We start from the raw sequence: 21,850 nt of genomic DNA, 5'->3' as shown, positions 1-21,850 counted from the left end.
AGGGACCGTCCGTCCAACACAGGACGTCCCACTCGCCCCACGGGAAACACCCCACGGGTGAGCCGCTTCCGGGTGAAAGGAGTGTCCGCGATGGCTGTGCCCGCCCCCCACGGCGACCTGACCGGCCCCGGACCCGCACCGGTACCGCCCGAACTGGCCAAACTGCTGCGCGACCAACTGGAGTTGGTCGCCGACGAGGTGCAGGAGGAGGTCGGACGGCAGGTTCCCGAGTACGCGCGGCCCGCCGACGGAACCTACCGGGAGAACCTCAGAGCCGGGGTGGTGCAGGCGCTGACCCTGTTCGTCGACCACATCGCCGACCCCCGCGGACGCGGCGACGCGATCGCCGCGACGTACTACGAACTCGGGCGCGGCGAAGCCCTGGAGGGCCGCAGCCTGGACGCGCTGCAGTCCGCGCTGCGGGTCGGCGGGCTGCACGCCTGGAGGTTGATGGGGCGCACGGCGGAGGAACTGGGACTGGACTCGACGGTGGTGGCCGCGCTCGGCGAACTCGCCTTCCGGACCGTGCACGAGGTCGCCGAGGCGGCGGCCGCCGGCTACGCGGAGGCCCGGCTGCGCAGCACGGACGAACTGGAACGGCGTCGCAAACGCCTGCTCGACCTCTTGCTGGGGGACGGGCCGGTGTCCCCGGAGGCGGTGCACGATCTGGCGCACGGCGCGCGCTGGTCGGTGCCGCGGCAGATCGCCGTCGTCGCGCTCGCGGCCGGCCCGGAGCGGCGCGAGGAGGACCGGCCGCTGGCCGCGGCGGGCGCGCTGGTGGACATGGCGTGCCGGCCGCCGCGCATGCTGGTGCCCGATCCCGACGGCTCCGGCCGGTTCGGCCGGGCGTTCACCCTGGCCCTGCGTGGCCGGCCGGCCGCGATCGGACCGACGGTCCCGCTCACCGAGGCACCGCGGTCGCTGCGCTGGGCCACCCGGGCCCTGGGGCTGATGGGCCGTGGGATCCTGCCCCGGCAGGGGGTGGTGCGGTGCGACGACCACCTCGCGACGCTGCTGCTGCACGGCGACGAACCGCTGCTCGCGCAGTTGCAGGCGCGTGTCCTCACCCCGCTCGACTCCGTGTCGGCGGGACAGCGCCCCCGGCTCGCCGAGACGCTGCTGGCCTGGCTGCTGAGCGGCAGCAACGTCCCCGACGTCGCCGCACGGCTCCATGTCCACCCGCAGACGGTCCGCTACCGGCTCCGGCAGCTGGAGAAGCTCTTCGGCGAGGCGCTGCACGAGCCCGAGACCCGGCTGGACCTCGTGCTGGCGCTACGCGCCGAGGCGTTAAGGGAGCAGGGGACGGAGGGTCGATCAATTCCCTCTCGGGAATGATGCTCATGCGGGCACAAAAAGCCGCGACAATTCCATAATCCGCTGCATAACACTCCGTCAGGAAAGCGAATACGTTCGGGATCGTTCCTTTTCGCAGGCGCGTCACGCGCCCCGCAAGCAGAGGATTCCCCCATGCGTATCCGCTTGTGCCTCGCCGCTCTCTCCCTGGCCGGCGGGGCCGGACTGGCCACCCTCTCGGCCCCCACAGCCACGGCCGCCGCCTGCACCGACATCGACGTCGTCGCGGCCCGCGGCACCTTCGAACCGGGCACGCTCGGCTTCATCGTCGGTGACCCGGTGTATTCCGCACTCCAGAAGAAAATCACCGGAAAGACCCTCTCCAGCTACAAGGTGAACTATCCGGCGGACCTTTCCCTGACATCGGCGGCGCAGGGTAATACGGACCTCGTGAACCATGTCCGGAGCCAGGCCGCCGCATGCCCGAGCCAGCGTTTCATACTGGTGGGCTATTCGCAGGGCGCGAACGTCGTCGACAACTCGATCGGTATCAGCAGCGCGGGCGCGGTGGTCGGCAGCCCGATCGTGGCCACCATCCCCGCCGCCCTCGAACCGAAGGTCTCCTCCGTGCTGCTCTTCGGTAACCCGATCCGGGCGATCGGCAAGAGCGTCACCGGCACCTACCAGAGCCGCACCATCGACTTCTGCGCCAAGGGCGACCCCGTCTGTGAGAACGGAGGGGGTGACGTGGGGGCGCACCTCGGCTACACCGCCGACGCGGACGCGGCGGCGGCCTTCGCCGCCGGCAAGGTCTGAGCCGTACAGACCGGTGGGCCCGGGAGGTGATCACCTCCCGGGCCCACCTGCGTGTACGGCCTCCTATCGGGGTGAGCGCGCGAACCGCGCGAGGTTGGTGGAGGTGGGCTCGGGCTGTCCGTTGTTCTGGACGGGAGCCGCGGTCAGCACGTCGAGGTGCTGGTAGCCGTCGGCGACCACCGGGTGCAGGTCGGCCGGGACCCGGCCCGCCAGCAGCCCGTCGCCCGCGAGCACGGTGAGCGTCGGGTTGGCGGTGAGCCCCTCGGGGTGCACCACCAGCCCCTTCACCTGCGGCGAGGTCGACAGCTGGAGATCGGTGACCAGCTTGGTCGGGAAGTACTGCTCGGTGAAGTCCAGCGGCTGCTGGGCGAGACTGCGGGCCAGCTCCTGGATGTCGGTGACCTCCTTGCCCGCGGCGGTGAACGGGGTGCCGTCCGCCGACCGGTACCCGGGATCGTCGGGGTCGCCCACCCGGTCGTAGTTCCGCCAGGTGTACAGCGGACCGTCCGGCCGGTCGGGGATGGCCTTGTACTCGGTGCCGAACAGGGCCGGTTGTGCGTCGCTGCCGTTGGCGACGGGGAAGTTCTTGTCGGCGACCGGTCCGCCGTCGAAGAGTCCGACGCTGCTCTGCAGGAACGCCAGGGGGACGGAGTTGTCGTCCAACAGCGCTCCCAGGACGGCCGCGTTGGTGAGGCGGAAGTCCTTCACCGCGGGTGTGCCGCTGAGGAAGGTGGCGATGTCCTTGGAGAACAGGAAGCGGTTGGTGGCCTCGATGTTGACGTTGACGGGCAGATAGCTGGGCAGGTCCGCCTCGCCGCCGGGGGCGTCGATAGCGCCGAGCCCCGCGATGGCGAGCAGGGTCATGGTCTCGGGGTTGAGCAGCACGGGCGCGGACAGGGTGCGGGAGAGCACCCCGCTGTCCAGTCCGGCCTGCACCACGCCGTAGCCGAGGCCGATGTCGGGAAGGTCGGTGTCGTCGGGGATGCTGCCGCTGAGGTCGCCGAGCGAGGTGGAGACGGTGGTGTCGAGGGCGAAGTAGCCGGCGCACTGGTTGTGTCCGGCGTCGGCGGTGGTGGCGGGGTCGCCGTCGAAGTCGGCGGTCGCGAAGTACCCGGTGATCACTCCGCCCAGCGAGTGGCCGCCGCACAGCACCTTGTTCTTGCGCAGTTGCCGGTCGGGGAGTTCGGCGGCGAGCAGGTCGTACTCGTCGCGGACGGTCTGCCCGATGCCCAGCTTCGCCATCCAGCCGAGGCGGTCGTTGCCGACGTATCCGTCGAAGGTACGACCGGCGACCTGTTTGCCTCGGTAGTAGTAGTCGACGGAGGTGTGCTGGTCGCCGGAGGCGATGCCGGTGCGGTCCTCCAGGCAGTTGGAGCGCCGGTCCAGGGCCCAGAACTCGATGTGGCTGCCCTGCTCGGCGGCGCGTGCCACGGTGTTGCGGGCGACGCTGTCGAACGCCCCCGCACCCTCCAGGATGCCCGGCTGGGCGACGAGGACCCGGTCGGCGTCGGCCGAGGCGGCCGGTCCGGCGGACGAGCGGTAGCGCAGGTACGACAGCCAGTCGCACGCCGCCGGACGCGCCCCGAAGGACGCCGGCAGCGACACCTTGACCCGCACCACCGACTCGACCACGCCGTCGGCCGGAGCCGACGTCGTCACCGGCGTCTCGGTCCGCGCGCTCTGTGCCTGGGCCCCGGGGGCGACGGCTGTCAGCGTCCCCGAGGTGAGCAGTACCGCCAACGCGGTACTTCGCCACGTTCTTTTTATGCTGCGACTCGTGTTCATAGCGGGGACGGTAGGGCCGGGGCCGTCGTCCGCTCAGGCGGTGCTCACAGGAATTCAGCTCATCCGAGCGCTCTTTGTCACCGGATTACACAGAAAGGGGCGGGACCCCGTCCGAAGAACGGAGATCCCGCCGGGATTCCCTGAGTCGGCAGCCCGGTGCCCGCGGAGCTCAGTGCTTGAAGGTGTCCTTCGCCTTCTCCTTGGTCTGACGTGCGTCACCCTTCGACTGCCCGGCCCGACCCTCGGCCTCCATGCGCTCGTTGCCCACCGCGCGGCCGATCGTTTCCTTGGCCTTTCCCTTGGCCTGTTCCATCTTCGCCTTGGCCTTCTGGTTTCCGGCCACGTTTCTCACTCCCAGCCACGCTCGACTTCTGTGTCCGTACTTCGGGTAGCCACGTCGGCAATTCCCAAACCGTGCGGAGAATTGCGCTCTGATTTCCGATGTGCCGCGTTTTCCGGCCAGGGGAGGCCAGGGTCAGGCCAGCACCTGGAGCGCTCCGGGCAGCACCCTGACCGTCACCGGCAGATCGGCCTCGACCTCGCCGTCGGCGCCGTAGGGCACCGGGCGGTCGGCCTCGACGCGGACCTCCCTCCCGCGCAGGACGCGGACCTCGGGGCGGTGGACGTGAGCACCGGAGCTGAGCTCGTTCATGAGGGCGAAGAACAGCCGGCGCGGTGCCTCGCGGATCATCACGACGTCCAGCAGGCCGTCGTCGAGGCGGGCGCCCGGGGCGATGAGGCGGCCCGACCCGTAGTAGCCGGAGTTGGCGACCACCACCGTGTAGCCGGTGTGCGGATGGTCCTCGCCGTCGACGGTGACCCGGTAACGCACCGGTCGCCAGGTGGCGACCGCTCTCAGCGCGCCCGCGTAGTAGGAGGCGGTGCCGCGCAGGAGTCTCGCGCGGTTGGCGTGCCGGTTGGCCAGCGCGTCCACTCCCGCGTACACGCTGCCGAGCACCACCGTGCGGTCGTGGACGGCCGAGCTGACCTCGATGGTGTCGACCGGGCGTGGCTCGTGGTGCAGCAGGATCCGGGCCAGTTCGACCGGCTCGGCGGGAAGTCCCAGGGCCCGCGCGAAGTCGTTGCCACGGCCGGCCGGAACAATCCCGAACAGCGCGCCGGTGCCGCTGAGGGCTCCGCCGACGCAGCCGGTGATGCCGTCGCCGCCGACGGCCAGGACCACCCGCCCCCGCTTGCCGGCCTGCCGGGCGAGGTCCTGGGCGTGGGGGAGGCTGTGGCTGTACTCGGTGTCCAGTTCGGCCCCCGCCTCCCGCAGCAGCCGTGCGACCGCGAGCAGGGCCGCGGCGCCGGTGGAGCCGCCCGCGGTGGGGTTGACGACGGCGGTGAACTGTCGCATCGGGGTGCCTCCGGGGCTGACGGGAGAACGAGAAGACGGGAAGACAGGTAAACAGGATGACTGGACGGCCGGATGACGAGACGCCTGGACGGCTGGCTCGTGGCGGGGCAAGGGTCAGTCCACCGGCAGCAGGACCCCGGGGTTGAGCAGCCCGGCCGGGTCGAGGCGCCGCTTGACCGCGCGCAGGGCATCGACGCCGAGCGCGCCGGCTTCCCGGACGTACCAGTCCCGGTGGTCCGTGCCCACGCCGTGGTGGTGGCTGATCGTGCCGCCCGCGGCGAGGATCGCGTCGCCCGCGGCGTGCTTGGCCCGGGTCCAGTGCGCCACGGGATCGTCGCCCTGGGCCGAGACCACGGTGAAGTAGAGGGAGGCGCCGTTCTCGTACACGTGGGAGATGTGGCACATGACCAGGGGCGGGGTGCCGGCGTCGGTGAGGGCGCCGGTGAGCGCCTCGCGGACGGCGGCGTACAGAGCGGGGACGCGGGACCAGAAGGTCGCCGTCTCCAGTGTCTCCGCGAAGGCCCCGGCGTCGAGGAGGGAGTCGCGCAGATAGGGGGCCGAGTAGCGGCCGTGGACCCAGCGCTGTCCCGGTTCCTCGCCCAGGGGGGTTCCGCCGCGGGCGCTCAGCACGGCCGCGGCCCGCTCCCGCTGGTACGCGGTGTCCTCCACGGTGCCCTCGAAGCCGACGACGGCTGTGCAGCCGTCGGTCCGCGGCGCCGACGAGGAACCGATGGCCTCGGGCTGGGCGAGGCCGATCAGCGTCTCCGTCTCGTCGGACAGCCGCAGGACCGTCGGGCGCGGCCCGTCCTGGGCGAGTCGGCGCAGTGCTGCGGCGCCCTCCTCGAAGGAGGCGAACCGCCAGCCCTCGTAGCGACGGATCTGCGGGACGGGGCGGATCCGGACGGTCACGGACGTGATGACGCCGAACGCCCCCTCGGAGCCGAGGATCAGCTGACGCAGGTCGGGTCCGGCGGCCGAGCGAGGGGCGCGGCCGCCCGTCTCCAGGGTGCCTTCGGGGGTGGCGAGGGTGAGTCCGAGCACCATCTCGTCGAAACGGCCGTAGCCCGCGGACGCCTGTCCGCTGGAGCGGGTGGCGGCACAGCCGCCGATGGTGGCCCACTCGTAGGACTGGGGGAAGTGGCCGAGGGTGAAGCCGTGTTCGGCCAGGAGCGCCTCGGCCTGCGGGGTCCGCAGGCCCGGTTGCAGGGTCGCGGTGCGGGAGACCGGGTCGAGAGCGAGCAGCCGGTCCATGCGACGCAGGTCCAGGGCGACGAAGGGGCCCCGCGGGCCGGGGGCGAGGCCGCCGACCACGGAGGTGCCCCCGCCGAACGGAACCAGCGTCAGGCCGTGTTCGGCGCACGTCCGCAGCACGGCGAGCACCTCGTCGTGGCGCGCCGGGAGCACGACGGCCGCCGGGAGGTCCGTGATGTCGCCGTCCCGCATCCGCAGCAGATCGGGGGTGGACTTGCCGCGGGTGTGGCGGATCCGGGTCTCCGCGTCGGTGCGTACATGCTCCGCGCCGCCGACGGCGATGACCAAGGCCTGGTGGGCGACGGCGTCCAGGGGTGCCGGCGGGACGGGGATGTCCTCCAGCGGGACGGGTTCCGCGTCACGGGGCTTGACTCCGAGCAGGTCGCGCAACAGCCCGGTCACCGTGTCCGGCAAGGGCTGGGCCCTGGCCGGGTCACCCCAGCCACTCCACAGCATGTCCATGACTGTCGTCCTCACCGGTCGATTCGGGATGTGCCGTCCGGGGCCTTGGACCCCCTCGGGGCGTTACACTGTTACACATGACGCCTATTCGTCACAACGGCTCGGACGACATGGTCCTCGACGCGGTGCGCGACTGCGTGCTGGCCGTCGGTGTCCGCCGCACCACGCTGACCGACGTGGCCCGCCGCGCCGGGGTCTCCCGGATGACGCTGTACCGGCGCTGGCCCGACGTACGCACCCTGGTCGGCGACCTGATGACCCGGGAGTGGGTCGACGTGGCCACCCGTGCCGTGCCCGAACGCCGCCCCGGCACACCGACACGGACCCTGATCGTCGACGGGCTGGTGGCCGGGGTGGACGCCTTCCGCGCCCATCCCCTGTTCCGCAAGATCCTCGACGTCGATCCCGAAATACTCCTCCCCTATGTACTGGACCGGCGCGGAGCGAGCCAGACGGCCCTGCTGGGACTGTTGACCGAGGATCTGCGGGAGGGGCACACCGACGGGTCGGTGCGTCCCGGCCATGCCGAACGGCAGGCGCGGTCCCTGCTGTTGGTCGCGCAGTCCTTCACCCTGTCCCTGCGGACCATGACCGACGAGGACGACACCGAGCTGACCGGCGCGGCCTTCCTCGGGGAGCTGCGGACCATCCTGGAGAGGACCCTCACACCATGAGTCCGACGAGCAGCCCAGCGGCTCGGCCGGTGTTCCCGTCGTCAGGATCGTCGTCGCTCTCCGCCGCCCGGCGTGCGCGGGAACTGACCGCGACCATGGACGGTCCCGTGGTGGACGTCCTGGTCGTCGGTCTCGGCGCGACCGGGGCCGGAGCCGCTCTGGACGCCGCCGCCCGCGGACTGGGCGTCGTCGCCGTGGACGCGCACGACCTCGCGTTCGGCACCTCCCGCTGGAGCTCCAAACTCATCCACGGCGGACTGCGTTACCTCGCCTCCGCGCAGCTGGACGTGGCGCACGAGAGCGCCGTCGAGCGCGGGGTGCTGATGGAGCGCACCGCGCCCCACCTGGTCGGCGCCCAGCCGTTCGTGCTGCCGCTGACCGCGCTGGTCTCGCGTGGTCAGGCCGCCCTGGCGTGGGCCGGTTTCCGCGCCGGGGACACCCTGCGCCTGGCGGCCCGCACGGCCCGGGCCACCCTGCCCGCGCCGCGTCGGCTGTCCGCGGTGGAGACCCGCCACCTGGCTCCGGCGCTGCGCGCCGACGGCCTGCGCGGCGGCCTGCTGTCCTGGGACGGCCGACTCACCGACGACGCCCGCCTGGTGACCGCGCTCGCCCGCACCGGCGCCGCCCACGGCGCCCGGATCCTGACCCGGGTCCGGGCCCTGGAGCTCACCGGCTCCGGCGCCCGGGTACGGGACGAACTCACCGGCCGGGAGGGGCACATCCGGGCCCGGGCGGTGATCAACGCCTCCGGTGTGTGGGCGGGGGACCTGGTTGGCGGCATCCGGATACGACCGTCCCGCGGCACCCATCTGGTCCTGCGCTCGGAGCACCTCGGCCCACTGCCCGCGGGGCTGCACATCCCGGTCCCCGGGGAGACCAACCGCTTCGTCCTGGTCCTGCCCCAGGGCGACGGCCGGGTCTACGTCGGGCTCACCGACGAACCCGTCGAGGGCGAGGTCCCGGACGTGCCCGAGGCCCCGGAGTCCGACATCGGCTTCCTGCTCGACGTCCTCGGCTCCGTCCTGGACGTCCCCGTCCACCGCGAGGACGTCGTAGGGGCGTTCGCCGGTCTGCGTCCGCTGCTGGACACGTCCGCCGCCTCCGGTACGGCGGCCAGGACCGCCGACATCTCCCGCCGGCACGCGGTGCTGACCGCACCGGACGGCGTGGTCACCGTGGTCGGCGGCAAACTCACCACCTACCGGCGGATGGCCGAGGACGCCGTCGACACCGCCGTCACCGCCCGCCGCCTCACGGCCGGCCCGTCCCCCACCGCCTCGCTGCCACTCGTCGGCGCCGCGTCACCGCACGTCCTCGACGGCGTGCGGGCGCCACGGCGCCTGGTCCGGCGCTACGGCACCGAGGCCGCGGCCGTCCATGCGCTCGGGGCGAGCGACGCGCGCCTGCGCGAGCCCGTGGTGCCGGGGCATCCCGTCACCCGCGCCGAACTGCTGTGGGCGGTACGCCACGAGGGGGCACTCGACGCGGCCGACCTGCTCGACCGGCGCACCCGCATCGGGCTGGTACCGGACGACCGTTCGGCGGCGCTGGAGGTGGTGCGGGAAGTCCTGGGCGAGGAACTCGGTGAGGTCCGGGGCGGTGCGTCGGCCGAACGGGGGTGAGCGCGGGCGCGGGTCGTCAGCGTCCGGTGCGCCGGAACCGCCACACGTTGTCGTCGCGGAAGCCCTCGATCCCCTCGGGGGAGACGCTCGGCTTGCGCACCGTGTCCACGGTCTCCACGGACCACTCCCCCTCCGGCAGCGCGAGCGCCGCCGGCAGGCTCGTCGACGTGGGGAACTCCACGTCGAAGGGTGCTTCGTCCTGCCAGGACGGCCAGCCGGCGTGCATGACGATCAGGAGCGTGCCGCCGGGCGCCACCGCGGCGGCGGCCCGCCGCAGGACCCGGTCCTGCTCCAGGGGCACCGGGGACTGCAGGAACTGTGCGGTGACCAGGTCGAAGAGCCCTTCCGGGAACGTCACACCCAACTCGTGCCGCTCCCACCGGACATGGTCGCCGACTCCGGCCTCGGCGGCGTGCCCGGCCGCGCGTTCCAGGGCCGTACGGGAGATGTCGGCTCCCGTGACCCGCCAGCCGCGCGAGGCCAGCCACACCGCGTCCGCTCCCTCGCCGCATCCCAGATCGAGCGCGGTGCCGGGCACGAGACCGGTCACCTCGCGCACGAGCAGCGGATTGGGCCGACCGCTCCAGATACGGTCGTTGCCCTGATAGCGGGCCTCCCAGAACTCGGCGGCCCGCGTGGGATGGATGTCGGTCATGGCGCCTCCTGCGCGGAACACTGCTGGTCGTCGCAGGGAAGTCTCCGCCGTGACAGCACGACGGGCAAACAATGTTGCCGGTTCGGCAACGAGGACGGGGCAGTGATCCCCGGGCGGCCCAAGAGCCGTACGTCCCGCCCCACCTCGCGCCGCCCGGCTACTCCGGGTCCCTGCTGCGCACCGCCGTCGCCACGTCGTCCTGCACCTCCTGCCGCGGCCGGCCCCGTTCCGTGGCGTACTCCGCCAGCGTGGCCTGGGCTTCACGGTCGAGGTCGCGCCAGGCGCGCCAGGCGGTCTCGTAGGTGACGGACTGTTCCTTGGTCCACTTGTGCTCGGTGGGCGGACCGAGGGAGTGCCGCAGCTCTTCGACGCGGTTGTGTGCCTGGTTGGCCGCACGCTGTCTCTCCACCACCTCGTCGAAGGTGGGTGGAGCGTGATCAACCATGGGCGAGTGTCCGGAGCTTGTCGGTCGAGCCGTTGAACTTGTCGCGGTCGCCGACCGTCGGCCCCGTGGAGGTGTACTGCCACATCGTGTACTTGGTCCAGCCGGCCGGCAGGGCGCCCGCGGTCGTGGCGTAGCGGGCGATCCAGAGCGGGTTGGCGGCGAACCCGCCGTAGTCGCCGGTGCATTCGTTCCACCAGCTGGTGGCCGTGTAGATCACGGCGGCCCGGCCCGTTCGTGCCTTGTAGCGGTCCAGGAAGCCGCGGATCCAGGTGACCATCGCGCTCGGGGTCTTGCCGTAGCAGGAGTCGCCGTACGGGTTCCACTCGATGTCGAGTGCGCCGGGCAGGGTCTTGTCGTCCTGGGACCAGCCGCCGCCGTGGTCGACGAAGTAGTCCGCCTGGGTGGCGCCGCTGGCGGTGTCCGGGGTCGCGAAGTGGTACGCCCCGTGGATCATGCCCTGGGTGTACGCGCCTCCGTACTGCTGGGTGAAGTAGGGGTTCGTGTAGTACGTCCCCTCGGAAGCCTTGGCGTAGGCCCAGCGCACTCCGCTGGTCCAGAGAGTCGGCCAGGACACGTTGCCCTGGTAGCTGGCCACGTCCACACCCTCGGTCTGGGTGGCGCGGGTAGGGATGGGTGTGCCGTCGCTGCCGTCGTGGGCCACGACCCCCATGCCCATGAAGGCGGAGCCGCGGACGGGCGAGGGATCCGGAGCCGCGGAGACCGCGGACGGGGCGAGCTGGACGCTGGCGGCGGCGAGCAGAGTGGCGGCCACGAGCAGGCGGGAGCGGCTCAGGGCCGCGGTGATGGATATTCGCACGCTCTCCATCTGACCCGCAGAAGGGCTCCGGTGCCTCGGCCTACTGATCCGTGGGAGTGAACGCCCACGAACGGCCGCCCCCTTCAGCGGCTGGATGGCCGGCTGTCGGGGGCGGTCGTTCGAGGGCGTCGCGCGCCTGGAATCACATGGCGTTTCGCCTGGTGCGCAGGAGCAGGAGGAAGCCGCAGATCAGGAGAACCGCTCCGGCGGCGGCCGGCCACAGCTGCGTCCCGGTCTCGGCGAGGTCGCCGCCGGTCGCCTGCGGTGCGGTCTGGGAACCCACGGGAGGCTGTGCGACGGCGCCGGCCACGGAGGGCTCGGAGCTGACCGCTTCGCCGATGTCCTGGCCTTCGACCTGGTCCTCGACCTGGTCCTCGGGCTCGGGTGACGCCGCGGCGGTGCTCGGCGCGGACTTGGGCGTGGTGTACACCTTCGGGCCGTTGCCGCCGGGCTCGGCGGGCGTGTCGCCGCCCGGTGCCGTGGCGCTCGGCGTGTCGGCCGGGGGCTGCGCGGTCTGCTCGTCGCCGGAGCCACCGGGCTCCGCCTCGCCGTTCCCCTCGCCCGGGGCGTCCGAGGCCGGCGGCGTCGCCGTCGGCTGCTCCTGCGGCTCGCCGCCGGAACCGGAACCCTGGTCGCCGCCTTCACCGGAACCCTGGTCGCCGCCCGAACCCTGGTCGCCGCCGGAACCCTGGTCCCCACCAGAGCCCTCACCGGCGCCGGCGCCCGCGCCGCAGGTGCGGCCCTCGTTGATGCAGTCGACCATCTCGCCCATCAGGTCCTCGTCGAAGACGTTGATGAAGTCGCCGTGATCGGTGACGGGCTTGTGCAGCTGCTCGGGGAAGGAGTCCACGGCGAACAGCGGGGTCGTGCGGCCGCCGTCCTGGAGGCTCGGCGCGTCGACGTCGTAGACGATCCGCTGCACCAGCTGCGGGATGGCCTTGAAGCCGGCCGCGCAGGCTCCGTCCGCCTGCGTGAACGCCACGTGGGTGCGGTGGTTGGCGCTGTCGATGTTGCGTCCGTCCCAGCAGCTCTGGAACTTGAAGGAGCGCACCACGTCGCTGCCCTGCGGGCACAGCGGGTACTTGTCCTTCAACTGCCGGTCCTCGAACCCGGTGCAGCTCCAGGACGCGTTGGCGTTGGCCGTTCCGTTGACGAACGCCTTGGCGTCGCCGGTGATGACGCGCAGCAGCCGCGGCATGGCCGTGACCTCGCTGCGCGGGTTGCCCACGAAGTCGAGGGTGACCTGCTTGGGGGTGACGATCTCGCCGGCGTTGCCCTCGATGCCGCCACCCGGAGAGTTGGCGTCCTGCTCCTGGGTGCCGTTCTGCAGCCGCAACACGGGCCAGTAGTAAGTGGACTTGTCGCCCTGATCCACGCAACTCGTCTCGGCGTTCGCCAGGTCGTCGTCACCGGCGAAGGCGTCGTTGGACTGGTTGCCGACGTAGTCGTGGAAGTGGTGGGCACCGTTGGAGACGCCCGGGGCGACGATCACGTTGTCCGAGTTGAACAGGCCGTTCGCGTTCACTCCGCAACTGGTGGCGAAGGTGCCGCGCGAGCCGTCCGCCTGGACCTTCGAGTTCTGCGCGTTGGGCTGGACGGTGGTGATGTCGGCGTAGTCCCCCGCGACGGGGCCGTTGCCGGCCTGACCGCCGTTGCCCTGCTGTCCGTCACCCTGGTTCTGGTCGCCCTGGTCCTGGCCGTCCTGGTCCTGGCCGTCCTGGGCGTCGCCGCCCTCGTCGCCCTGCCCGCCGTTCGCCTCACCGGCCTGGTCGTCGGACTGGTCGTCGGACTGGCGCAGGGTGCAGGGTGCGAGGGCGTCGAGGCCCGCCGGGCGGTCGCCGACCCGGTCGATCGCGGCGGCGATCCGCTCGATCGTCGCGGCCCGGTTCTCCTTCAGCGGGTCCATGAGGCCCTCGGCCTCCGCGTCGCCGTCGGCGGCGGCCGCCGGGTCCTGCAACCGCTGATAGGCCTCGGCCGTCTGCTGGTCCAGGGCGGCGAGTTCCTTGTCCACCTCCGCCCGCGCCTCATCGGGCACCGTGGTCAACTCGGCGCCTACGTCCGGGCAGTCGACCGTGGCGGCCCTGCGGGTCTCCGCGTTCGCCGTGCCGCCCGAACCGTCCTCGGTGGCCGACGCGTACACATTGACCGCGACAAGTCCACCTCCACCCAGCATCAGTGCTATTGCGCCAAAGGTCGCACGTTGTGCGCCTGTCGGGCGTCTGCGCCTGTTGCTTCCCACGGATACTCCTGCGCCTGTCGACCGGTCGGACATGGAAATCCCCCGTCCCATACGGACCACGGACCCCGGGCGTTCAACCGACTTGGAAATTCACAGAGATCTCTTAGCGACCTTGAGGAACGGAGGCCGATCATCTGGCTTTCCGCGCGGCCTACTTGGTCCGGATCAGCGGTTCGGCCAGATCCGGATCCGTCGTCTGCGGCACATGGACCGAGCACGCGAGGACGAGCGGCGATCGTCCCAGTAGTCTCTCCCGATCGGCGGAGTCGGGAGGGGCCCGTGGGGTGGTTCGGGAGCGGTGACGAGAGCGGCGGGGAGCGCCTGTGGCGCGCCTATCTGGAAGCGGATCACCTCCGTTTCGTCGCCGAGGAGAGACTGCGCGACGTGGAACAGGACCGTACGGCGGCCAGGGAGCGGCTCCTCGGATCCGACGTTGCCCCCGTCCTCCGGGATTCCCTGCGCACCGGCCGGGGTTCCCTGGCGGTCCTGGACCTGCTGCGTCACGTAGGCGCGGATCGGCCGGACATCGTCCAGAGCCTGCTCCCCGAGTTGTACGAGTGCTGTCTGAGCGTCAACAAGCCCGGTGTCTGGGGCCGTGAGGTCATCAGCTCGCTCGCCGGGTCGGTCGCCGTCCACGACGAACTCGCCCCGTTGGTGGAGCGGACGCTGATCGACGAGGTGACCGACGTCCTCGCGATGCGTGCTCTGGTGATGCTCCTGGACGACCTCGGGGACGCCGCGCTCATGGCACGGTGGCGGCACGCCGTCCTCGCCTCCCCGGACGTCGACGTGCGGGAGATCGCGGAGGAGTACGAGGAGTACGAGGGGTGCCTCGCCGGGGAGGAAACGCAGCCGCCGACTCCGCCCGACGGCGGATGATCGGCGCGGCGGCCCGCGTGAGCGGTACGTGAGCGTAGGCCGCGGCGCGCTCCGGTCGGCCGGGGTGCGGGCCGCCGGTTCAGCCGGCGGCGTTGTCGACGCGCAGCCGTACCTGTTCCTCCAGGCGCCGCAGGCTGGAGTCGAGGGAGTCGTGCACGGTCTGTCGGCCCGGGTCATGGCTGTCGTCGAAGAACGACAGGTGCACGGTGACCTCGCTGGCCCCGCTGTCGAGGCCCGCGACCTGCAGCCAGCCTGAGTAGCCTCCCTGGTCGCGGGTGCCCCATTCGAGTCGGAGCTGCTCGGGCCTGGCCCGCAGCAGGGCGCGGGTGTCCTCGTCGCGGCGGTCCCCGTGCACCGTGACGGCCGGCGCCTCGTCGGCGTGCACATGCAGGGTCCCCGGCAGCCAGGCGTCCAGCTGGTCCACGTGGGCGGCCTGGTCGAAGACATGCTCCGGCTGGGCCGGCATCGTGCGGGAACGTTCGTACTCGGTCATGGGCGCACCGTCCCTCGGTTCGGGTACTCGACAGGACGCGTTCCCGGCCTGCCGGAACCGAACCGGAAGGTGCGCCTGGGTCTGTTCGGTCCGTCGATGGCGGGCGGGGCGTCGAATGAGCATGCCCAGGGTGGGGAACCCGGGCCCCACAACCCCTGTTTCCCTGCTTCCGAACCTCCCAGGAGGGCTCATGAGTCTCCTACGCCTGGCCGGCCGCCCCCTGCTCGCCTCCATGTTCGTCGCCGGCGGCCTGAACTCCGTTCGCGAACCCAAGGAGGTGGCCGCGGCCGCCGAGCCCCTCGTCCGACCGGTCACCGAACGTGTCTCCGCCCTGCCCGACCGCACGGACCGGGTCGTACGGCTCAACGGTGCCGTTCAGGTGGTGGCGGGCGTCCTGCTCGGGATGGGACGTGTCCCCCGGCCGGCGGCCCTGGCCCTCGCCGCCACCCTCGTGCCCACCACGCTGGCGGGGCATCGCTTCTGGGAGACGGAGGATCCCGCCGAGCGCGCCCAGCAGCGCATCCACTTCCTGAAGAACCTCTCGATGCTCGGCGGTCTGCTCATCGCGGCCGACGACACGGCCGGCCGTCCCTCCCTGTGGTGGCGCGGCCGTCACTCCGCGCACGACCTGCGCCGTGAGGCCCACCTGGTGCGCCGCTCGGTCCGCGCCACCACTCGGCCCGCCGCCGCGGCCGCCCGGGTACGCGCCAAACTGCCCGCCTGATCCACCGGCCGCGGGAGCCGGAACACGGGTGCGGGGCGCGGGTGGCGCTCACCCACTTCTCCCCCGTGGCCGACACACTCGCCGGGGAGCCGCCGGAGATCTTTCCGTTCCTCGGCAGCTACCTGCCGGCCGAGGCGATCGACACGACCGGCGCCGATCTCGGCGTCCACGGCCACGCCCACGCGGGCACCGAGACACGGGATGACGGTGGGCGGCGTACGGGTGCGGAACGTGGCACAGCCGGTCATCCGGCGGGCGTTCAACGTGCACCAGTTGCACACGACCGGCTGACGGCTGCCCGGTTCCCGCGCGTGACGAGCCGCACGCCGTCGCCTGACTGCGGTGTGCTCCGCCCGGTCCACACCCGGGCGTAGGACGGACGGTCGGGGGCACTCGGGGATCTCGGTGGTTCCGCCCCGGAGCCGCCCCTGGCTGGAGGTGACACGCGTGGGTCACGGAGGAAACGTCATCGACGAGCTGACGACCGATCACCGGGAGGTCGAGGAGATCTTCGGCAAGATCGAGGCGCTGCCGTCGGGCGACAAGAAGCGCAAGGTGTACGCCGACCAGGCCACCATGGAGCTGGTGCGGCACTCGGTGGCCGAGGAGGCCTACCTGTACCCCGCGGCGCGGGAGCACCTGGCGAACGGCAACACCATCGTGGACCGGGAGATCGAGGACCACTCCAAGGCCGAGCAGATCATGAAGGACCTGGAGAGCTGCGAGGCGGGCGACCCCGAGTTCGACCGGCTCATCGGGATGCTGATGCCTGAGATCCGCTCCCATCTGGCCGACGAGGAGGAGAACCTCTTCCCCCAGCTGCGGGCGGCGTGCCCGGCGGAGGCGCTGGACAAGCTCGGCGACAAGGTGCGTATGGCGAAGAAGGTGGCCCCGACCCGCCCCCACCCCTCGGCCCCGGACACTCCTCCGGCGAACAAGTTCCTGGCACCGGGAGCCGGCCTCGTCGACCGTCTGCGCGACGCTCTCACGGGCCGCGGCAAGCTCGACTGACCCCCGTTCCCCCGCGCGGGGTCCGTCACGCCGGGGTCAGGCGGTGAGGGCCTGCCCGGGCCGCAGGCGTCGCACGAGCTGTCCCTGGTGCAGTTCGGCCACGGGCGCGAGGAGGTCGGGGTGGCGCAGGAGGGCCGCGGCCCGGCGGTCCGCGTCGCCCGGCGCGGTCAGGCGACGGAACTCGACGGCCGCGGCGGCCGTGTGGCTGTCCTCGACGACCTCGGCCACCGCGAGGCAGGCCAGCTCCGGGTCGGTGAGCAGACAGGCGGCCCAGCTCGCGACGACCTCGTCGACCCAGGTGCGCCAGGCCACCTCAGCCGTGTCCTGGGCAACTCTCCCGTCCGCGCCCGTGACCCAGTCCAGCCGGGTGGTTCCGCCGGATCCGGCCAGGTGGACCAACTCGGCGTCCATCGGCGTCGGATAGCGGAGCCACGCGGCGACGGTCACGGCCTGCCGGGCCTGCACCTCGCACAGGGCAGAGGCCAGCGCACCGCCGCCCGACGGGTAGGCACACGTGAGCCACTGGGCGGTCGCCGCGATGAGCGGGGAGAGAGCTGCGAGCACTTCCGGGCCGTCCGAAGGGTGTCGAGGGACGTTGTCGGTGGCGGGACATTGTCGGTGGCGGAGACAGCGAGACTGCACAGCACGGTAGCCCGCGCACCGATCGCCCCGACATGCCGGGGGCCTCGCCGGTGACGTGGCTTCGGCCACACCAAGCCGGCCAGGCCGCCCGGCACCCCACCGAACCCGACCACGTCGGCACCCTCGCCACCGTCAGCACCCTCCGCAGACACCGCACGCACCGCAGGCACCGCAGGCAAGCTCCTCCCGGACCCACAGCAGACGCAACTTCCGCCAGTGCACGCGACAGCCCGCCCCGGAGGCAGCGGCCAGCCAGGCCCAGAGCCACCGGCCACCGCCCGTCGACCCGAAGACCGCGTCCGACGGCCCCGCACAGCCACGCACAGCCACGCCCCGGAGACAGCGAGCGGCCAGCCCGGCCCAGAGCCACCGCCCACCGCCCGTCGACCGCGAAGACCGCGTCCGGCGACCCCGCACCGCCAAGCCCGCAACACCCGCCCGCCCCGCGACCTCAGCGCGCCCCGTGATGTCCGGGCGGCGGCCCCGTGCTCGCCCGCTCCACCAGCCGGGTAGGCACCAGCGTCGTGCCCCGCTCCGGCCCGTCCTGGCGCATCTTGCGCAGCACGGCCTCCACACAGAGTCGGCCCACCTCGGCGAAGTCCTGGTGGAGGGTGGTCAGCGGCGGCAGGAAGGAACTCGCCTCGGCGATGTCGTCGAAGCCGATCACACTGACGTCCTCGGGCACCCGCCGCCCGCGTTCGTGGAGGGCGCGCAGGAGTCCCAGAGCCATCTGGTCGTTGGCCACGAAGACGGCGGTGCACTCCTCGCGCGCGGCGAGTTCGAGACCGACGCGGTAGCCGGACCCCGCCGACCAGTCGCCCCGTACGAGTGGCGGCGCGCTGCGGCCCGCCTCGGCCAGAACCGCCCGCCAGGCGTCGGCGCGACGCTGCGCGGCGAACGAGCCCTCAGGACCGCCCAGATGCCATACGGTCCGGTGTCCCAGGTCGAGGAGATGGTGTACGGCCGCTCGGCTGCCGCCGGCCTGATCGGTGTCCACCACCGTGTAGCGGTCGCCGGCGTCGGAGTCCACGACGACGACCTGGACGTGCGGCGGCAGTGTGACGGTCGCCGCGTCCAGCAGATGGACCTCCATGATCACGATCACCGCGTCGACGGCGAGCTCCTCCAGCCGGCTGAAGGCGCCCCGCACCTCGTCCTGGGTGGGGACGGCGACCGGGAGCAGCGTCACCGCGTACCCCTCGTGCGCCGCGGAGGTGGCGATCGCCTCCAGGGTGCGCACGTTGCCCGTGGTGGACAGCGAGAAGGTGATGACGCCGATGGTGCGGAACTCGCCGCGTTTGAGCGCGCGGGCCGCGCTGTTGGGCCGGTAGCCGAGCTCCTTCATGGCGGCGAGCACCTGCCGGCGGGTCTCCTCGTTCACTCCCGCGTAGCCGTTGGACACCCGGGACACGGTCTGCGACGAGACACCCGCCAGCCGGGCGACGTCCGCCATGGAGGCGCTGGCCCGGCCGCCGCCCCGGGTACGGCCGGGGGTGCGTTTCGGACCGTCGCCGGTCACGTCCGCGGGCCCGCCCGCCGCGTCAACGGCCGGACCGGGCACGTTCGTCGGCGTTCTCTCAGACGTGTCCACTCGGCGTCCGCCACCTCTCCACCGCTGCTCGCATCACGGTTTCCCCAGGGGACCTTGACCCCCGTCAACGGGGCAGTGTAGACATGCCGCCATCGGATGTTTACGTAAACATAACAGCACACCGCATCCTCGCGATGGCCGATGTTTGCGTAAACATCGCGGTGGGGCGCGGCACCGGCGACGGATGTCCCCGCCACCACCGGGTTCCAGGACGTGGACGAGCGAGGAACGACATGACGACGCTGCAACCGCCGGCGGCCGCCGAACCGCGGCCGGCACCACCTCCGGCGAAGAGGGACCGCCGCTCCTGGACGGGATGGGGTTTCATCGGTCCCTTCGTGGCCGTGTTCGCGCTGGTCTTCCTGGCGCCGATCGCCTACTCGATCTACCTGAGCCTGTACCGCAACCAGTTGATCGGCGGCAACACCTTCGTCGGCCTGGACAACTACACGCAGGCCCTGCGGGACGACCAGTTCTGGGCGTCGCTCGGCCGCGTCTCGCTCTTCCTGTGCGTGCAGGTGCCGATCATGCTCGGCATCGCGCTGCTGGTGGCCCTGGCGCTGGACAGCGGACGGCTCTACGGCAAGAGCTTCTTCCGCATCACGATCTTCTTGCCGTACGCGGTGCCCGCCGTGGTCGCCACCCTGATGTGGGGCTTCATGTACGGCACGGAGTACGGGCTGGTGGGCGACATCAACCAGGCCTTCGGCGTCACCCTGCCCGACCCGCTCTCCCCCGACCTGGTGCTGGCGTCGATCGGCAACATCGTGACCTGGGAGTTCGTCGGCTACAACATGCTGATCTTCTACTCGGCGCTGCGTGTCATCCCGCACTCGCTGTACGAGGCGGCGGAGATCGACGGCGCCGGACAGTTCCGGGTCATCACCGCGATCAAGCTGCCCGCGATCCGGGGCGCCCTCGTGATCGCGACGATCTTCTCGATCATCGGCAGCTTCCAGCTCTTCAACGAGCCGAACATCCTGCGGAAGCTGGCCCGCAACGCCATCACGACGGACTACACCCCGAACTTCTATACGTACTCGCTGTCCTTCAACGGCCAGCAGCACAACTACTCCGCCACGGTGGCCATCATCATGGGTCTGATCACGATGGTGATCGCCTATGCCGTGCAACTGCGCGGCATGCGCAAGGGAGCGTGACCCGATGAGCACCCCTGTCACCACCGCCTCCCCCGCCACACCCGCCGAGACCGGCGGCCCCGGCAAGAGCGCGCCGCGGCTGCGGGGCACGCGCCGGCACTCCGTCAGCCGGCCCAAGCGCAGCGTGCTGCTGACGGTCATGATCTCCCTTCTGGTCATCTACACCGTGGTGCCGCTGATCTGGCTGGCCATCAACGCCACCAAGACCCAGTCGGGCCTGGCCGATTCGTCGGGGCTGTGGTTCGCCCACGACTTCGCCCTGTGGGACAACATCCGGGACACGTTCACGTACGACGACGGCGTGTTCACGCGCTGGCTGCTGAACACCCTGTTGTACGTCGTGCTGGGCGCCGGCGGGGCCACTCTGCTCGCGGTCCTGGGCGGCTACGCGCTGGCGAAGTTCGACTTCCCCGGCAAGCGCGGCATCTTCGCGATGGTCATCGGCGCGGTGGCCGTCCCCGGTACGGCCCTCGCGGTGCCCACCTTCCTGATGTTCAGCAAGATGGGCCTGACCGACACCCCGTGGGCGGTGATCATCCCCTCGCTGGTCTCGCCGTTCGGCCTGTACCTGATGTGGGTCTTCGCCACCGAGGCCATCCCCACCGAACTCCTCGAGGCGGCCCGCATCGACGGGGCCGGCGAGGCGCGCACCTTCTTCACGGTCTCCCTGCCGCTGCTCGCCCCCGGCATCGTGACGGTGCTGCTGTTCACCACGGTCGCGACCTGGAACAACTACTTCCTGCCGCTGATCATGCTCAAGGACTCGGACTGGTACCCCCTGACCCTGGGCCTGAGCGTCTGGAACTCCCAGGCGGAGACGATCGGCGGCGAAGTGATCTACAACCTGGTGATCACCGGTTCGCTGCTGACCATCGTGCCGCTGATCGCCGCGTTCCTGCTGCTGCAGAAGTACTGGCAGTCGGGTCTCGCGGCCGGAAGCGTCAAGGAGTGATCACCGCGACCCTCCGGCCGCCCCTCAGCCCCACATTGCCCACCACCCTCACCCTGTCCCACCCACGAAGAAGTGGAAGCATCTCGATGCGCAGAACGACCGGCCGCCTGCTGCGCGGCCTCGCCCTCCTCTCCACCCTCGCCCTGGGGGCCACCGCGTGCGGCGGCTCCGACGACGACTCAGGCCAGAAGGCGGTCTCCGCCGGGGACATCCAGGCGGCCCTGAAGAAGGGCGGCACGGTCAACGTCTGGGCCTGGGAGCCCACGCTGAAGTCGGTGGCGGCCGACTTCGAGAAGAAGTACCCCAAGGTCAAGATCAACCTCGTGAGCGAGCGGTCCGGCGACAAGCACTACACCGCCCTGTCGAACGCCATATCGGCCGAGAAGGGCGTGCCCGACGTCGCCCAGGTCGAGTACTTCGCGGTGGGCCAGTACGCCCTCACCAAGGGCCTCACCAACCTGACAGCCTTCGGCGCCGACAAGCTCGCATCCGAGTACAGCCCGGGTCCGTGGAACGCCGTGAGCGAGGACAAGGCCGTCTACGGCCTGCCGATGGACGCCGGCCCGATGGCGCTGTTCTACAACAAGAAGATCTTCGACAAGTACAAGGTCGCGGTACCGACCACCTGGGACGAGTACGTCGAGGCGGCCCGCAAGCTGCACAAGGCCGACCCCAAGGTCTTCATCGCCGCCGACGCGGGCGACCCGGGCCTCACCACCAGCCTGCTGTGGCAGGCCGGCTCACGCCCCTACAAGGTCGACGGCACGAACGTGAAGATCAACTTCGCTGACGCGAGTGCCAAGAAGTACACGGACACCTGGCAGAAGCTGATCGACGAGAAGCTTCTCGCGCCCATCAACGGCTGGACCGACGACTGGTACAAGGGTCTGGGCGACGGCACCCTCGCCACCCTGCCCAGCGGCGCCTGGATGCCCGCCAACTTCGTCACCGGCGTGCCGAACGCCAAGGGTGACTGGCGCGC

The 21,850-nt window shown here is 71.4% G+C and carries 21 protein-coding genes and 1 pseudogene; 11 read left to right on the top strand and 11 right to left on the bottom strand.

Annotation, left to right across the window (positions count from 1 at the left end; all coding sequences use genetic code 11):
- The first annotated feature begins 90 nt into the window (after positions 1–90).
- Positions 91–1,335, top strand: coding sequence for a helix-turn-helix domain-containing protein (locus AB0H86_RS40235; protein ID WP_362450492.1), 1,245 nt, complete (start codon positions 91–93; stop codon positions 1,333–1,335).
- A 132-nt stretch (positions 1,336–1,467) separates the two neighbouring features.
- Positions 1,468–2,109, top strand: a complete 642-nt coding sequence (locus AB0H86_RS40230) for a cutinase family protein (protein ID WP_362450490.1) — start codon at positions 1,468–1,470, stop codon at positions 2,107–2,109.
- A 63-nt stretch (positions 2,110–2,172) separates the two neighbouring features.
- Here AB0H86_RS40230 and AB0H86_RS40225 read toward each other — a convergent pair whose 3' ends face one another.
- The 4 genes from AB0H86_RS40225 to AB0H86_RS40210 form a co-directional block, all read right to left on the bottom strand.
- The gene (locus AB0H86_RS40225; protein WP_362450488.1) at positions 2,173–3,894 is read right to left on the bottom strand and encodes a hypothetical protein; all 1,722 of its coding nucleotides are present in this window, start codon (positions 3,892–3,894) and stop codon (positions 2,173–2,175) included.
- 169 nt (positions 3,895–4,063) lie between these two features.
- Positions 4,064–4,237, bottom strand: coding sequence for a CsbD family protein (locus AB0H86_RS40220; RefSeq protein WP_362450486.1), 174 nt, complete (start codon positions 4,235–4,237; stop codon positions 4,064–4,066).
- A 132-nt stretch (positions 4,238–4,369) separates the two neighbouring features.
- Positions 4,370–5,251 (bottom strand): YegS/Rv2252/BmrU family lipid kinase, encoded by an 882-nt coding sequence (locus tag AB0H86_RS40215; RefSeq protein ID WP_362450484.1) that lies wholly within the window; start codon positions 5,249–5,251, stop codon positions 4,370–4,372.
- Positions 5,252–5,365: 114 nt separating this feature from the next.
- Positions 5,366–6,964: an FAD-binding oxidoreductase gene (locus tag AB0H86_RS40210; protein WP_362450482.1), complete on the bottom strand. Its 1,599-nt coding sequence runs from the start codon at positions 6,962–6,964 to the stop codon at positions 5,366–5,368.
- A gap of 77 nt (positions 6,965–7,041) precedes the next feature.
- Between AB0H86_RS40210 and AB0H86_RS40205 the strand changes: the two genes are divergently transcribed.
- Together AB0H86_RS40205 and AB0H86_RS40200 are read left to right on the top strand one after the other, a co-directional pair.
- Positions 7,042–7,638, top strand: coding sequence for a TetR/AcrR family transcriptional regulator (locus tag AB0H86_RS40205; RefSeq protein WP_362450480.1), 597 nt, complete (start codon positions 7,042–7,044; stop codon positions 7,636–7,638).
- Complete coding sequence (locus AB0H86_RS40200; protein ID WP_362450477.1) at positions 7,635–9,260, top strand: glycerol-3-phosphate dehydrogenase/oxidase; 1,626 nt, start codon at positions 7,635–7,637, stop codon at positions 9,258–9,260. The genes AB0H86_RS40205 and AB0H86_RS40200 overlap by 4 nt, the downstream gene beginning before the upstream one ends.
- A gap of 16 nt (positions 9,261–9,276) precedes the next feature.
- Here AB0H86_RS40200 and AB0H86_RS40195 read toward each other — a convergent pair whose 3' ends face one another.
- From AB0H86_RS40195 to AB0H86_RS40180, 4 genes are all read right to left on the bottom strand, one after another.
- The gene (locus tag AB0H86_RS40195) at positions 9,277–9,915 is read right to left on the bottom strand and encodes a methyltransferase domain-containing protein (RefSeq protein WP_362450476.1); all 639 of its coding nucleotides are present in this window, start codon (positions 9,913–9,915) and stop codon (positions 9,277–9,279) included.
- A 157-nt stretch (positions 9,916–10,072) separates the two neighbouring features.
- Positions 10,073–10,360 (bottom strand): hypothetical protein, encoded by a 288-nt coding sequence (locus AB0H86_RS40190; RefSeq protein WP_362450474.1) that lies wholly within the window; start codon positions 10,358–10,360, stop codon positions 10,073–10,075.
- Positions 10,353–11,186: a lysozyme gene (locus AB0H86_RS40185; RefSeq protein ID WP_362450471.1), complete on the bottom strand. Its 834-nt coding sequence runs from the start codon at positions 11,184–11,186 to the stop codon at positions 10,353–10,355. The genes AB0H86_RS40190 and AB0H86_RS40185 overlap by 8 nt, the downstream gene beginning before the upstream one ends.
- Before the next feature lie 133 nt (positions 11,187–11,319).
- Positions 11,320–13,350, bottom strand: coding sequence for a DUF1996 domain-containing protein (locus AB0H86_RS40180; protein WP_362450469.1), 2,031 nt, complete (start codon positions 13,348–13,350; stop codon positions 11,320–11,322).
- Positions 13,351–13,695: 345 nt separating this feature from the next.
- Between AB0H86_RS40180 and AB0H86_RS40175 the strand changes: the two genes are divergently transcribed.
- Entirely contained in the window at positions 13,696–14,295 is a 600-nt protein-coding gene (locus tag AB0H86_RS40175) for a hypothetical protein (protein WP_362450466.1), read from the top strand.
- A gap of 79 nt (positions 14,296–14,374) precedes the next feature.
- Here the strand turns inward: AB0H86_RS40175 and AB0H86_RS40170 are convergent, their stop codons facing one another.
- Positions 14,375–14,788 carry an SRPBCC family protein gene (locus AB0H86_RS40170; RefSeq protein WP_362450463.1) on the bottom strand — a complete coding sequence of 138 codons (414 nt, stop codon included), beginning with the start codon at positions 14,786–14,788 and terminating at the stop codon, positions 14,375–14,377.
- Between the two features lie 190 nt (positions 14,789–14,978).
- Between AB0H86_RS40170 and AB0H86_RS40165 the strand changes: the two genes are divergently transcribed.
- The 3 genes and pseudogenes from AB0H86_RS40165 (at position 14,979) to AB0H86_RS40155 (ending at position 16,523) form a co-directional block, all read left to right on the top strand.
- The gene (locus AB0H86_RS40165) at positions 14,979–15,512 is read left to right on the top strand and encodes a DoxX family protein (protein WP_362450460.1); all 534 of its coding nucleotides are present in this window, start codon (positions 14,979–14,981) and stop codon (positions 15,510–15,512) included.
- A 35-nt stretch (positions 15,513–15,547) separates the two neighbouring features.
- Positions 15,548–15,803 (top strand): annotated as a pseudogene (locus tag AB0H86_RS40160) (metallophosphoesterase family protein); the annotation flags it as partial.
- Positions 15,804–15,959: 156 nt separating this feature from the next.
- Positions 15,960–16,523: a hemerythrin domain-containing protein gene (locus AB0H86_RS40155; RefSeq protein WP_362450457.1), complete on the top strand. Its 564-nt coding sequence runs from the start codon at positions 15,960–15,962 to the stop codon at positions 16,521–16,523.
- 36 nt (positions 16,524–16,559) lie between these two features.
- Here the strand turns inward: AB0H86_RS40155 and AB0H86_RS40150 are convergent, their stop codons facing one another.
- Together AB0H86_RS40150 and AB0H86_RS40145 are read right to left on the bottom strand one after the other, a co-directional pair.
- A complete protein-coding gene (locus AB0H86_RS40150) occupies positions 16,560–17,087 on the bottom strand; it encodes a hypothetical protein (protein WP_362450454.1) in 528 nt (175 codons plus the stop codon).
- Between the two features lie 529 nt (positions 17,088–17,616).
- On the bottom strand, positions 17,617–18,618 hold the full coding sequence (locus tag AB0H86_RS40145) for a LacI family DNA-binding transcriptional regulator (protein ID WP_362450624.1): 1,002 nt from the start codon (positions 18,616–18,618) through the stop codon (positions 17,617–17,619).
- A gap of 371 nt (positions 18,619–18,989) precedes the next feature.
- Between AB0H86_RS40145 and AB0H86_RS40140 the strand changes: the two genes are divergently transcribed.
- From AB0H86_RS40140 to AB0H86_RS40130, 3 genes are all read left to right on the top strand, one after another.
- Positions 18,990–19,916 carry a sugar ABC transporter permease gene (locus AB0H86_RS40140; protein ID WP_362450451.1) on the top strand — a complete coding sequence of 309 codons (927 nt, stop codon included), beginning with the start codon at positions 18,990–18,992 and terminating at the stop codon, positions 19,914–19,916.
- Between the two features lie 4 nt (positions 19,917–19,920).
- Positions 19,921–20,868 (top strand): carbohydrate ABC transporter permease, encoded by a 948-nt coding sequence (locus tag AB0H86_RS40135; RefSeq protein ID WP_362450448.1) that lies wholly within the window; start codon positions 19,921–19,923, stop codon positions 20,866–20,868.
- Between the two features lie 86 nt (positions 20,869–20,954).
- Positions 20,955–21,850 (top strand): extracellular solute-binding protein (locus AB0H86_RS40130; RefSeq protein ID WP_362450446.1); only part of this gene is annotated, 896 nt, incomplete at its 3' end.

The organism is Streptomyces sp. NPDC050997 (assembly GCF_040660135.1).
In the GTDB taxonomy this organism is placed as follows: Bacteria; Actinomycetota; Actinomycetes; order Streptomycetales; family Streptomycetaceae; genus Streptomyces.
Note: the sequence above shows the minus strand (reverse complement) of the source record. Positions and strands in the feature narration are given on the sequence as shown.